The organism is Kitasatospora sp. NPDC043949, from assembly GCF_056435365.1.
The window spans coordinates 11892-24553 of record NZ_JBWKEQ010000058.1 but is presented as its reverse complement, the minus strand read 5'-3'; the positions used below and the strand labels follow the sequence as shown (position 1 = coordinate 24553).

12 protein-coding genes are annotated in these 12662 nt (G+C 74.0%); 4 read left to right on the top strand and 8 right to left on the bottom strand.

Going from position 1 to position 12662, the window contains the following annotated elements; all coding sequences use genetic code 11:
- Positions 1-186 precede the first annotated feature (186 nt).
- The 6 genes from AC07AL_RS32880 to AC07AL_RS32855 all read right to left on the bottom strand — a co-directional run bounded on the left by AC07AL_RS32880 (position 187) and on the right by AC07AL_RS32855 (position 5566).
- Complete coding sequence (locus tag AC07AL_RS32880; RefSeq protein WP_079135502.1) at positions 187-609, bottom strand: SHOCT domain-containing protein; 423 nt, start codon at positions 607-609, stop codon at positions 187-189.
- Positions 610-720: 111 nt separating this feature from the next.
- On the bottom strand, positions 721-1305 hold the full coding sequence (locus tag AC07AL_RS32875) for an NUDIX hydrolase (RefSeq protein ID WP_363584021.1): 585 nt from the start codon (positions 1303-1305) through the stop codon (positions 721-723).
- Positions 1302-2459: a type III polyketide synthase gene (locus tag AC07AL_RS32870; RefSeq protein WP_363619043.1), complete on the bottom strand. Its 1158-nt coding sequence runs from the start codon at positions 2457-2459 to the stop codon at positions 1302-1304. Before AC07AL_RS32870 ends, AC07AL_RS32875 begins: the two co-directional genes overlap by 4 nt.
- Before the next feature lie 126 nt (positions 2460-2585).
- Positions 2586-3833 (bottom strand): cytochrome P450, encoded by a 1248-nt coding sequence (locus AC07AL_RS32865; protein WP_400844247.1) that lies wholly within the window; start codon positions 3831-3833, stop codon positions 2586-2588.
- A gap of 126 nt (positions 3834-3959) precedes the next feature.
- On the bottom strand, positions 3960-4694 hold the full coding sequence (locus AC07AL_RS32860) for a response regulator (RefSeq protein ID WP_478319216.1): 735 nt from the start codon (positions 4692-4694) through the stop codon (positions 3960-3962).
- On the bottom strand, positions 4691-5566 hold the full coding sequence (locus tag AC07AL_RS32855) for a sensor histidine kinase (protein ID WP_363619046.1): 876 nt from the start codon (positions 5564-5566) through the stop codon (positions 4691-4693). Before AC07AL_RS32855 ends, AC07AL_RS32860 begins: the two co-directional genes overlap by 4 nt.
- A gap of 138 nt (positions 5567-5704) precedes the next feature.
- Here AC07AL_RS32855 and AC07AL_RS32850 point away from each other — a divergent pair, with 138 nt between their 5' ends.
- The 3 genes from AC07AL_RS32850 (at position 5705) to hemC (ending at position 9819) form a co-directional block, all read left to right on the top strand.
- On the top strand, positions 5705-6430 hold the full coding sequence (locus AC07AL_RS32850) for an ABC transporter ATP-binding protein (protein ID WP_363630214.1): 726 nt from the start codon (positions 5705-5707) through the stop codon (positions 6428-6430).
- The gene (locus tag AC07AL_RS32845) at positions 6427-8736 is read left to right on the top strand and encodes an ABC transporter permease (RefSeq protein ID WP_363630213.1); all 2310 of its coding nucleotides are present in this window, start codon (positions 6427-6429) and stop codon (positions 8734-8736) included. The genes AC07AL_RS32850 and AC07AL_RS32845 overlap by 4 nt, the downstream gene beginning before the upstream one ends.
- A gap of 147 nt (positions 8737-8883) precedes the next feature.
- Positions 8884-9819: a hydroxymethylbilane synthase gene (gene hemC / locus AC07AL_RS32840; protein WP_363584007.1), complete on the top strand. Its 936-nt coding sequence runs from the start codon at positions 8884-8886 to the stop codon at positions 9817-9819.
- A 38-nt stretch (positions 9820-9857) separates the two neighbouring features.
- On the opposite strand, the gene AC07AL_RS32835 is transcribed toward hemC, so the two are convergent.
- Complete coding sequence (locus tag AC07AL_RS32835) at positions 9858-10781, bottom strand: LLM class flavin-dependent oxidoreductase (RefSeq protein WP_363584006.1); 924 nt, start codon at positions 10779-10781, stop codon at positions 9858-9860.
- A gap of 282 nt (positions 10782-11063) precedes the next feature.
- Here AC07AL_RS32835 and AC07AL_RS32830 point away from each other — a divergent pair, with 282 nt between their 5' ends.
- Complete coding sequence (locus tag AC07AL_RS32830; RefSeq protein ID WP_363630209.1) at positions 11064-11870, top strand: nucleotidyltransferase domain-containing protein; 807 nt, start codon at positions 11064-11066, stop codon at positions 11868-11870.
- Positions 11871-11888: 18 nt separating this feature from the next.
- Here AC07AL_RS32830 and AC07AL_RS32825 read toward each other — a convergent pair whose 3' ends face one another.
- Positions 11889-12662 (bottom strand): AAC(3) family N-acetyltransferase, encoded by a 774-nt coding sequence (locus AC07AL_RS32825; protein WP_478319212.1) that lies wholly within the window; start codon positions 12660-12662, stop codon positions 11889-11891.

Genomic DNA, 12662 nt, shown 5'->3' with positions numbered 1-12662 from the left:
GGTGCGGTCCTGCCGGTGGTGCGGTCCTGCGGGTACTGCGGGTGGTGCGGTCCGGGGGGGGGGGGGGGGGGGGGGGGGGGGGGGGGGGGGCTCCCCGGCGGGGGGGGGGGGGGGGGCCTCCCCCCCCCCCCCCCCCCCCCCCGGCCGCCGTGCGGGCCGGGTCGGGCTGGGCTGGGCTGGGCGGGGTCAGGCCAGGAGCTTGTCCTTGGCCTTCTGGTACTCCTCCTCGGAGATGGCGCCCTTCTCCTTCAGGTCCGCCAGTCTCGCCAGGTCGTCGACGTGGCTGCCGCCGCCCCCGGGTGTGCCGGTTCCGGCCGCCTCCCGGATGTAGGCCTTGACGGCGGCCTCGCTCTGCCGGACCTGGGCGGCGTCCCGCTCGCTCATCGACTTCCCGCGGGCGATCACGTAGGCCAGCACACCGATCAGCGGCAGCACGATCACCAGGAGCAGCCAGCCGGCCTTGGCCCAGCCGCCCAGGTCGTGGCTGCGGAAGATGTCCGTGATGATCTTGAACAGCAGGAAGAACCAGAGGATCCAGAGGAACAGCTCCAGCATCGTCCAGAAGATGTTGAGCACCGGGTAGTCCACGGCCAGCATGTTGGTGTCCATGGCCGAGTCATATCATCGCAAAACGGACAATGCTCTCTGCTGTTCGGCCGTTCCAGTGGTTTTCCGGCCCGGCGGGAATATCTCGGAGCGGGGGCTCGGAGGGGCGGGGGATCAGCCCCGCCCGGCCCGCCGCCGCAGCTCCACGGCCAGCCCGATCAGCTCGCCCCACCAGGCGTCGTGCCCGGCCAGCAGCAGCCGCTGCGCCTCGTCCGCCGACACTGCCCGCACCTCGACCACCTGCTCGCCGTCCGCCGGGTTGGTCGGCGTCGAGTCCACCGCGACCTCCGCCCAGCCCCACAGCCACGCCTTCTCCGGGTGCGGCTGCCACGGCCGGTACGGCGTCGGGTCCTCGGTGCGGCAGCGGTGCGCGCCGAGCCAGTCCGGCTCGCCGAGCAGCCGGGCGCCGGCCTCCTCGCGCAGCTCGCGCGCCAGGCAGGTGGCGATGCTCTCGTCCTGCTCCCGGGTGCCGCCGGGCAGGAACCAGTGGTCCCGGTCGTCCCGGCAGAGGACCACCTTGTCGTCCGCGAAGCCCACCAGGTGGATGTTGGTCACCAGCTCGTCCGGCGGCAGCACGGTGGAGAACAGCGCGTCGTACCGGCCCCAGGTCCAGTACTGCGGGGCGTGCAACGCGGGGAAGAGGGTGGCGAGTTCGGCGGATCTGTCGTCGGTGTCCGCCTGGTGCGTGGTGTCAGTCATTCGGTGATCGTAGTGCCGGCCGGGAAACGCCGGGGGGCGCTCGGATGGACTAGTGTGATGTCCGAGGTGGAGATGGCCCGCGGCCGGCGGCGGGCGGCCTCGACCGGCTCGCCGACCCAACTCCCCAGCGAGATCTCGGCGGTGATGCCCGGCCCGAAACCGGCGATCAGGCCGGTGGTGCCGTCGGCCACGCCGCCGTCGGCGAACAGCCGGGCGAGCGCGTCGAAGACGACGGCGCTGGCGATGTTGCCGCGCTCGGTCAGCGTCGCGCGGCTGTACCGGAAGGTGGCCGGCTCCAGGTTGAGGAAGTGGCAGAGGTCGTCGAGGATGCGCGGGCCGCCGGCGTGCACGATGTAGAAGCCCAACCCGGAGACGTCCCAGCCGTGTTCGACGGCCAGGCCGCGCAGCGCCGGGGCGAGCATCTCCATGGTGCCGGGCACCCGCTTGTCCAGCTGGAAGTGGAACCCGGTGTCCTTGACCCCGTAGGAGATCCAGTTCTCGGTGTCCGGGACGAGGTGCGAGCCGTTGCGCTCGACGTGCACGCCGGTGCCGCCGTGTCCGCGCATCACCACGGCGGCGACGGCGTCCCCGAACAGGCCGTTGGAGAGCAGTGAGCCGACGCCGAGGTCGGTCGGCTGGTAGCAGAGCGAGCAGAACTCGCAGGACACGATCAGCACGTTGGCGCCCGGGTAGGCGCGGCAGAAGTCGTGCGCGCGGTTGACGGCGGCGCCGCCGGCCGCGCAGCCGAGCTGGGCGATCGGCATCTGGCGGGTGTCGGAGCGGAAGCCCAGGGCGTTGATCAGCCAGGCGGTCAGCGACGGCATCATGAAGCCGGTGCAGGACACATAGATGATCAGGTCGATGTCCCGGGCGCCCAACTCGGCGTACCCCAGCGCCCGTTCGACCACCTCGGGGACGCGGAGCTTGGCCTCCCGCTCGTAGACCGCGTTGCGGGCGGTGAAGCCCGGGTGGGTGAGGGTCTGCTCGATCGGCTGGACCAGGTGCCTGGTCCGCACCCCGGTGTTCTCGATCAGCCGCAGGGCGAGGCCGAGTTGCGGGTGGCCGGCGTGCAGGCTGCGGGCCAGGTCGAGGGTCTGGTCGAGGGTGATGACGTTCTCGGGTACGGCGACGGCAGGGCGGCAGAGTGTTGCCATGGTGCGGGTCTCCCCTGGGTGGCCTGGCCGGGCGGGCTGGCGAGCGGCCCGGGCAGGCGGCCTACGGATGCGTCGGACGGGCGCCGTGCGGTGCTCCGTGGCGGAGGCGGCGGCGCGGGGAGGAGGTCACCAGGCGAGCGGCAGGGTGCGGGGGTAGCGCCAGATCGACCCGGTGTGCCAGTCGAGTTCGGACGGCGGGACGGCGAGCCGCAGGCCGGGGAATCGCCGCAGCAGGGTGCCGATGGCGACCTGGAGCTCCATCCGGGCCAGGTGCGCGCCGAGGCAGTGGTGCTGGCCGTGGCCGAAGGCCATGTGGGTGGGGGCGCCGCGGTCGAGGTCGAGTTCGTCGGGGCGCTCGTACATCGCCGGGTCGCGGTTGGCGGTGAGGTAGGAGACGTGGACGGCCTCGCCGGCCCGGATCAGCACGCCGCCCAGCTCGACGTCCTCGGTGGCGACCCGGGCGATGCCGACGCCCTGGCGGAACGGGATGAAGCGCAGCAGCTCCTCCAGCCCGCGCGGCAGCAGTTCGGGCTGGGCGCGCAGCTTGGCGAGCTGTTCGGGGTGGGTGAGCAGGGTGTAGGTGATGTTGCTGAGCTGGTAGGTGCTGGTGTCGTGGCCGGTGACCAGCAGGACCATCGCCATGACGGCCAGCTCCTGGTCGTCCAGCAGTTCGTCGCCGTCGCGGGCGGTGGCGAGGGAGCTGATCAGGTCCTCGCCGGGGTGGGCGCGGCGGGCGGCGGTCAGCTCGGTGAAGTAGCCGCGCAGCGCGGCCTTGGCGGCTTCCTGGCCGGCCCGGCTGCCGGGGCCCATCGTCATCATGGCGACGGCGTGGCCGCGCAGTTCGGCGCGGTCCTGCTCGGGGATGTCCAGCAGCTCGCAGATGGTGGTGAGCGGGAGCCGGCTGGAGAGGAAGTGCACCAGGTCGGCGGGGGAGCCGTGTTCGGCCATCTCGTCGAGGTAGCCGTCGACGATCCGCTGGGTGGCCGGGCGCATCCGCTCGACCTGGCGGTTGGTGAAGCCCTGGGCGACGAGGCGGCGCAGCCGGTTGTGGGCCGGCGGGTCCATCAGGTTGATCGCCTCGGCCTGGGCGATCGGGGCGGGCGTCATCCGGGGCAGGTCGCGCCCGATGCCGGCGGCGCGGCTGAACCGCCGGTCGGTGGTGACGATCCGGACGTCCTCGTAGCGGGTGGCCAGCCAGGCCTCGCCCTCGCCGTGCGGCAGTCGGATCCTGGCGATCGGGGCCTCGGTGAGCAGCCGCTTGAGGAGCGGGTCGAACTCCAGGCCGTCGGTGTGGTTGAAGGGGCAGTCCCACACGGGGGCGGAGGTAGTCACGGGCCTGTCCAAATGTCTTGGAAATGCCGCCCGAACGGTCATTTCTCGTTCGGGCGCGGACAGAGAGATGTTCCCCCATGGACTGGCAAAAATGTGAATCAGACCGGGAGTTAGCTCTAACGAGTTAGATAGCTGATTGTCATGCGAATCAAGGGAGTTGACTGAGCATCAATCAGAACCTCCCCCCGGCGAGACCAACCCGGTCTCGTACGCGAGGACGACCGCCTGGGCCCGGTCGCGCAGGTCGAGCTTGGCGAAGATCCGGGCGACGTGCGTCTTCACCGTCGACTCGCTGAGCGTCAGTTCGGCCGCCAACTCGGTGTTGGACAGTCCGCGTCCGAGCAACGCCAGCACCTCCGCCTCGCGCGGGGTGAGCGGGGCGAGGTTTCGGTGCAGCGGCGGGCCGTCGGTGCCGGGGGCGGGACGCGGGGCGCCGGCCGCGAAGCGTTCGACCAGCCGTCGGGTGATCGAGGGGGCGAGCAGGGCGTCCCCGGTGTCCACCAGGCGCACGGCGGCGGCGAGATGGGCGGAGGTGACGTCCTTCAGCAGGAAGCCGCTGGCCCCGGCGGCGAGGGCGGCGTAGACGTAGTGGTCGAGGTCGAAGGTGGTCAGCATGATCACCCGGCAGCCGGGCGCCCGGGCGAGGATCCGGCGGGCGGCCTCCAGGCCGTCCATGCCGGGCATCCGGATGTCCAGCAGCGCGACGTCCGGCCGGTGCGCGACGGCGGCCGCCACCGCCTCGGCGCCGTCGGCGGCCTCGGCGACCACGTCGATGCCGCGCGCGGTGAGGATCATCCGGAAGCCGGTGCGGACGAGCTCCTGGTCGTCGGCGATCACCACCCGGGGGCGGCGCTCCCGCTCCGGCTGCTGCTCCGGCCCCCGCTCCGCCTCGGCCCCGGTCACGGCCGGTCCAGCGGGATGCGGGCGCGGACCCGGTAGCCGCCGCCGAGCCGGCGCCGGGCGTCGAGGTCGCCGCCGTACACGGCGACGCGCTCGCGCAGGCCGAGCAGCCCGCGCCCGGCGCCGTCGGCCGGCCGGGCGGGCTGCGCGGGCGCGGCATCGGCGGGCCGCGCGGGCGCGGCGTGGGCGCCCGCCAGCACGCTCGGCCCGCTGTTGAGCACTTCCACCCGCAGGTAGTGGTCCGCGTAGCGCACCGTCACCTCGGCCGTCACCCCGTCCCCGTGTTTGAGCGCGTTGGTCAGTGCCTCCTGGATGATCCGGTACGCCGTCACGTCGACGCCGCCGGGCAGCGGTCTCGGCTCGCCCGAGATCCGCACCTCCACCGGCAGCCCGGCGAAGGCGAACCGGTCGATCAGCGGCCCGAGGCGGCTCAGGCTGGGCTGCGGCGCGAAACCGTCCGCCTCCTCCCCGGTGCCGTCGGCGGCCGGGGCGAGCAGTCCGAGCAGGTGCCGCAGCTCGGTCATCGCGTCGCGCCCGGCGGCCTCGACGGCGCCCATCGCCGCCGCCGCCTCCCCGGGCATGGTGGCGATCACCTCGCGCGCGGCCCCGGCCTGGACCACCATCAGACTCACGTTGTGGCTGACGATGTCGTGCAACTCGGCCGCGATGCGCGCCCGTTCGGCTTCCACGGCGGTACGGGCGGCGCTCTCCCGCTCCCGTTCCAGCAGCCAGCCGCGCTCGCCGATGGCCGCCCGGTGCAGCCGCCGCGCCCGGGCGAGCGCGACGCCCAGCCAGCCGGCCGCCGCGACCGCCGTACCCGCCACCGCCGCACTCGCCACCGCTACGGCGGCCCAGTTCGTCCCCGTTCCCCACACGCCGCCAGTTTCCCAGTCCAGGCCATGATCGACATCATCCGGGGGTGCCGCCCGCGTACATCCCGGGTACTACGGCCGCCCCGGCTACACCCCGGGTGGGACGCCGGGCCCGGGGGCCCGCGCCTACCGTCGTCCACCATGAGCAACGACCACGACGGGACCACCCCGCCGGACGACGCGCAGACCGTCGTCGAGCTGTCCGGGGTCCACAAGGAGTTCGGCGACGCCAAGGCGCTCGACGGCGTCGACCTGCGGATCCGGGCGGGCGAGGCGGTCGCCGTGATGGGCCCCTCCGGGTGCGGCAAGTCCACCCTGCTGAACATGGTCGCCGGGCTGGACCGGCCGACCTCCGGCACCGTCCGGGTGCACGGCCAGGACCTCGGGCGGCTGAACGAGACCGGCCTGGCCCTGTTCCGCCGCCGCCACATCGGCATGATCTTCCAGTTCTTCAACCTGATCGACGACCTGCCCGCCCTCGACAACGTCGCCCTGGCCGCCCAGCTGACCGGCACCACGGCCCGCCAGGCGCGCCGCCGCGCCCTGGAACTGCTGGACGAACTCGGCGTCGCGCACCGCAAGGACACCTACCCGGCCGCACTCAGCGGCGGCGAGCGCCAGCGGGTCGCGGTGGCCCGGGCCCTGATGAACCGCCCGGCGCTGCTGCTCGCGGACGAGCCGACCGGCGCACTGGACAGCCGCTCCGGCGAGCAGGTGATGGACCTGCTGATCGACCTCAACCAGATCGGCCAGACCCTGCTGATCGTCACCCACGACCCCGACCTGGCCACCCGCTGCGCCAGCCGCCTGGTCGAGGTCGCGGACGGCAAGGTGGCGCGCGAGCGGGCCCTGGAGGCGTCCGCATGACCGGCGCCGTGTGGCGGGCGTCCCGGGCGGCCGTGAAGCGCCGCCGGGTGCAGACCTTCGTGATCGGCCTGGTCGTCTTCTGCTCCACCACGACCGTGCTGCTCGCCCTCGCGGTGATCAGCGCCGCCCGGGCGCCCTTCGACGACGCCTTCGCCGCCGAGCGCGGCGCCCACGTCGTCGCGGCCTTCGACCCGGCCAGGGCCTCGGCGGAGCAACTGGCCGCCACCGCCCACCGGCCGGGCGTGGAGGCCGCCGCCGGGCCGTTCGACCAAGCCGTGGTGGAGATCCCCACCGACTGGGTCGGTCGCCCGCCGGGCCCGCTGACCCTGGTCGGCCGGGCCGATCCGGCCGGGCCGGTGGACCGGGTGCGGCTGCTCGGCGGCCGCTGGGCCACGGCGCCCGGCGAGGTGGTCATCCAGCAACCGGGCGGCGGCGCCGCGACGACGTTCCTCGGCACCTCGCTCACCACCGCCACCGGGCTGAAGCTCACCATCGTCGGCTTCGCCGGCAGCATGAGCCAGTCCGCCGGCGGCTGGGTCGTCCCCGAGCAGGCGGCCGCCCTGCACCCCACCGGCCGCCAGATGCTCTACCGCTTCGCCGACGCGGACACCGAGCAGCAGCTGACCGCCTCCCTCGGCGCGGCCACCGAGGGCCTGCCCGAGGACGCGCTCGCCAGCGCGCAGTCGTACCTGGTGCTCAAGCAGGCCTTCTCCGCCGGCGCCGACGCCTACCTCCCGCTGATGACGGTCTTCGGCGTGCTCGGCCTGGTCGTCGCCGCGCTGATCGTCGGCAACGTGGTGAGCGGCGCGGTGGTCTCCGGCTACCGGCACATCGGCGTGCTGAAGTCGATCGGCTTCACCCCGCGCCAGGTGGTCACGGTCTACCTGACCATGGTCTCGGTGCCCGCGGTCGCCGGCACGGTCCTCGGGACGGCGGCCGGCTGGGCGGGGGCGTACCCGATCCTGGAGACCGCCTTCAGCGGCATCTCGACCGGCACCGCCGTGATCGAGCCGGCCGGCTGGCTGCCCGCCGCCACCCTGGTCGGCGTCCCGCTGCTGGTCGTCGCCGCCGCGTTCGTCCCGGCCTCGCGCGCCCACCGGCTCTCCGCCGCCCAGGCGATCTCGGCCGGCAGCGCGCCGCGCACCGGGCGCGGGCTGAAGGTCCAGCGCCGGCTGAGCGGCACCCGGCTGCCGCGCGCCGTCAGCCTCGGCCTCGGCCAGCCCTTCGCCCGCCCGGGCCGGACGGCGCTGACCATGGCGGCGATCGTGCTCGGCGTGGTGACCGTGACGGTCACCACCGGCCTGAGCAGCACCCTGGCCAGGAGCATGGCCCCGGCCGACGACAAGACCCACGTCAACGTGCAGACCGGCCACTTCCAGAGCAACCCGACCGAGCCGCGGCTGACCCCGGCCCAGACCGAGGCGATGCTGCGCGCCACCCCCGGAGCCGCGCAGGTCGTCACCCGGGGGCTGGTCCGGGTGGGCGTGGTCGGCCACACCCAGCCCGTCTTCATGGACTTCTACGGCGGCGACGACATCGCGGCCACCAGGTGGCTGCGGGTGGTCAAGGGCCGCCCGGCGACCGGGCCGGACGAGGTCCAGGCCGGGCCGGCCTTCCTCGACCAGCGCGGGCTCAAGCTCGGCGACCGGATCACCCTGACCCTGGAGGGCCGACAGCTGGCCGTCACCATCGTCGGCGAGGAGATCCAGGGCAACGCGAACGCGATCACCTCCAACGACGCCACCCGGGCCGAGCTCACCCCCGACCCGCACACGGTCGAGTACGACGTGCGGCTCGCCGACGGCGCCGACACCGCGGCCTACCGGAAGGCGGTCACGGACGCCGACCCGAGCCTGACGCCCTCGGTGGTCACCGCGAGTTCGGTGGGGCCCGTCGTCGCGATCCAGACCTTCAGCACGGTCTTCACCGTCCTGTTGTCGGTGGTCGCCTCGCTCGGCGTCTTCAACACCCTGCTGCTCACCATCCGCGAGCGCCGCCGGGACATCGGCATGCTGAAGTCCATCGGCATGACACCCCGCCAGGTCGTCGCGATGACGGTCACCTCGGTGGCCTGGCAGGGCGCGCTCAGCGGCGTCATCGGCATCCCGGTCGGGATCGTGGTGCACCGGCTGATCGCCGAGAACGTCCGGATCCTGGCCTTCCCGGAGCACATGATCGACGTCTGGGGCGCCCCGTTGCTCGCCGGGCTCGCACTGGCGGGCGTCGCGATCGCCGTCCTCGGCGCCCTCGTCCCGGCCCGCTCGGCGGCCCGGCTGCCGATCGCCGAGGTGCTGCACAACGAGTGAGCGGGGGCGTCGCGCGGCCGGCCCGCGGGCAGCGCACGGCCGGCCGGGCGGTTCGTCGCCCGGCCGTCCGGGTGCCGTCCGGCGGGCCTTCGGCCGCATGGCTGACGCCGGGTCAAGGCCCGGCGGTCGAGCGCCTATCATCGCGCCATGGCCACCGCTGAGCTGATCCGCATCGTCTCCCGCTCCTCGCCCATGGCGCTCGCCCAGGTCGAGCGGGTCCGCGCCGAACTCGCCGCCCTGTACCCGGGCCTGCGCACCGAGGTGGTGCCGGTCACCACCTCCGGCGACCGCTGGATGGGCGACCTCGCCCGGCTCGGCGGCAAGGGCGCGTTCACCAAGGAGGTCGACGCCGCGCTGCTCGCCGGGGAGGCCGACGTCGCCGTGCACTGCCTCAAGGACGTGCCCGCCGACCGCCCGCTGCCCGCCGGCACCGTCTTCGCCGCCTACCTGCGCCGCGACGACATCCGCGACGCCCTCGTCCACCCCGGCGGCCTGACCCTCGCCGAACTGCCGCCCGGCACCCGGATCGGCACCTCCTCCGTTCGCCGGGTCGCCCAACTCGCCGCCTCCCACCCGCACCTGGTGTGCGTGCCGATCCGCGGCAACGCCAACAGCCGGCTGGCCAAGCTGGCCGCCGGGGAGGCCGACGCGCTGCTGCTCGCCGTCTCCGGGCTGGAGCGGATCGGCGAGCAGGCGCGGATCACCGAGATCCTGGACCTCGACGCGATGTGCCCGCCGATCGGCGCCGGCATCCTCGTCCTGCAGTGCCGCGAGGACGACGTCGTCACCGTCGACGCGGTCGCCGCGCTCGGCCACCGCGACACCTGGCGCGAGGCGGCGGCCGAGCGGATGTTCCTGCACGTCCTCCAGGGCCACTGCAACAGCCCGATCGCCGGCTACGCCAAGGCCGAACCGGACGGCCGGCTGTCGATGCGCGGCCGGGTCTTCAGCCCGGACGGCAAGCAGGTGCTGGACGCCCACGAGTGGGCCGGCGCGCTCAGCCCCGAGGACCTCGGCACCTCCACGGCGCTGGCACTCAAGCGGCAGGGCGCACAGGAGCTGATCGCGGGCATCCCGCACTGATCTCCGGCATCCCGCACTGATCTCCGGCTCTGCGACCGCTACCGGAACAGCAGTTCGGCGAAGCGGTCCACCTGGTCCACCTCGGGGGACCAGCAGTACAGCATCACCTCGTCCGCGCCGATGGCCGTGAAGCCGGCCACGGCGGTCCGGATCGCCTCCGGCGTGGTGAGCAGGCCCTCCTCCATCCGGTCGGCACGGCCGCTGGACTCGTAGTACGCACGGATGTTGCGCCGGGCCTGCTCGACCGTCTCCGCCGAGCCGAGGACGGCGTTCGCCTGGGCGACCAGCCGGGGCCGGCCGTCGCGGCCGTGCCGCTGCCAGGACTTCTCGACGTCCTGGAACAGCCCGGCCATCGCCTCCGGCGGCACCCCCGCGCCGAGGAAGCCGTCCCCGAACCGGCCGACCCGGTCCAGCGCGGCCGGGGCGAAGCCGCCGAACAGCACCTCGGGGCCGCCCGGCGTCACTGGCGCGGGCCCGACCGGGCCGACCCCGTCGCCGAACGACTCACCGGCCCAGAGGCGGCGCAGCACCGCCATCCGCTCGTCCAGGAGCCGGCCCCGGCGGCGCGGGTCGATGCCGGCGGCCAGGAAGTCGTCCTCCCGGCCGCCGACGCCGAGGCCGAGCGTGAACCGCCCGCCGGAGAGCAGGTCCAGGGTGGCGGTCTGCTTGGCGAGCAGCGCGGGGACGTGGTGCGGCGCGAGCAGCACCTCGGTCTGCAGGCGGACGCGGGACGTGGCGCCGGCCAGGGCGGCCAGCGTCACCAGCGGCTCGGGGTTGTCGAACACCACCCGGTCCGCCAGGCCCAGCGTGCTGAACGGGCCGGCGTCGGCCCGCCGGGCCCACTCGAACAGCAGGACGGGGTCCTGGAGGGGCAGACCGAGGCCGATCTTGACGGCCTGCGGGGCGGCTTGCGGGGCGGGCTGCGAGGTGGGCTGCGAGGTGGTCTGAGGGTCGGGCTGCATGGGGATCATCCTCCGGAGGGCAGGCCGCATACGGGCGCCGCCCCTCCGCGGGCCCGCGCGCGGTGCGCGGCCCTGCTCCCCGTCCTGCGGCTCGTCGTTCCGGGGAGCGTGCTCGTCGGAGTGCGGCGACGGTGGCGCGAGGTGTTCCCTGGGTCCAACGCCGTTCCCCTCGCGTCCGTGCCTGGAATGATGCCCGGTAATCGCCGGAGAGTTGACGATTGGCCATGCCCGGCGTCCGAAATCGGCTCGCCCGGGGGGCGCGGGAACCGGCAGAGTACCCCCATGACGAGCGCGGGACTGGACGACGACGGCTTCATCGCACGGGAGGGCTCGTTGGGCCGGGTGCCCCGGGCGTTCGCACCCGTGGTCGTCGCCGCCCGCACGCTGATCGCCGAGGTCTTCGACCGACCCCGGCTGCACAGTGCCTACCTCTACGGCAGCATCCCGCGCGGCACCGCGATCCCCGAGGTCTCCGATCTCGATCTCCTGCTCGCGCTGAGGCAGGAGCCCTCCGCCGCCGACCGGGCTGATGCCGGTGCGCTCGAAGCCCGGCTCGATGCCTCCTTCCCGCAGGTCAACGGTGTCGGAATCCTCCTGTTCAGCGCCGACACGCTGCTGAGCGAGCTCGAACGTCACGATCTGGGCTGGTTCGTGGCCTGCCTGTGCACCCCTTTGCTCGGTGACGACCTCGCCGCCGGACTGCCCCGCTACCGCCCCACCTCCACGCTCGCCCGCGAGACCAACGGTGATCTCGCCCTTGCCCTCCCGCGCTGGCGCGAGCGGGCGGGCTCGGCCGGTACGCCCGCCGAGCGCCGGGCGCTCAGCCGCGCTGTCGCCCGCCGGATCGTGCGGACGGGCTTCACCCTGGTGATGCCGCGGTGGGGTGGTTGGACCAGCGATCTCACCGAGTCCGCCGGGGCGTTCGCCCGTTACTACCCGGAGCGCGCCGAGCAGATGCGTCTGGCGGCGACCGTGGCCCGTACGCCGACGGCGGACCCGACCGTCCTCAAGGTGCTCACCGAGGACCTCGGGCCGTGGTTGGCGGCCGAGTACACCGCCGTCCACGGGGAGAAGACGCCCCGGACCTGAAATCGGACACGTCCTGTCCTACGCCCGGTGCTCGGGCAGCCAGTGCTGCGCGTAGGCGACGGCGTCGCGGAGGCGGAAGAGGCGGGTGGTGGCGGCGCCGACCGTGGCGTGGCGGACGGCCTTCGGGCGGTCGGCCTCGAAGGCGGTGCCGAGTTCGGCGAAGTCGTCGGCGCAGATGGCCCGGTCGCGGACGGTGAGCCGTTGGCGGCCTTCGGGGGTGAGGGCGGCGAAGGAGATGTCCTCGCTCGGGCCCGGGACGCGGTATTCGGCGAGGTGGAAGCAGGTGCAGGAGCCGAAGTCGACGCCCAGCAGCAGGACCTGGGCGTCGCGGTCCTCCAGCCGGGCGAGCGGGCTGGACTCGCCGAGCAGGCAGTCGAGGGCGTGTCCGTCGGTGGTCTCGGCCGCGCCCGGGCCGAGGGCGGCGAAGGAGGTCTGCGGGTGGGCGCTGCGCCGGGCGCCGGGCCAGGTCCGGACGGTCTCGGGGATGGCGCCCATTCCCAGGGTGGGGCTCACCTGCGGGTCGTACGCGGGCCAGGACGCCCGGATGTCGGGCCACCAGGCCTCCGGCACCGGCGGGTTGGACCAGCCGGCGGGGTCGGAGTTGTCCCCGGTGTGGGTGGGGACGACGAGGGTGCCGGTCGGTCCGAGGGCGTCGAGCAGGGCCTGGACGACGGTGACCGGCCCGCCGGAGACCCAGCCGAGGGAGCGCAGCGAGGAGTGCGCGAGCAGCGGGGGGGGGGGGGGGCGCCTACCGCAGCGCAGAGTGCCACGAGGGGAGGAGGAGGGGGACAA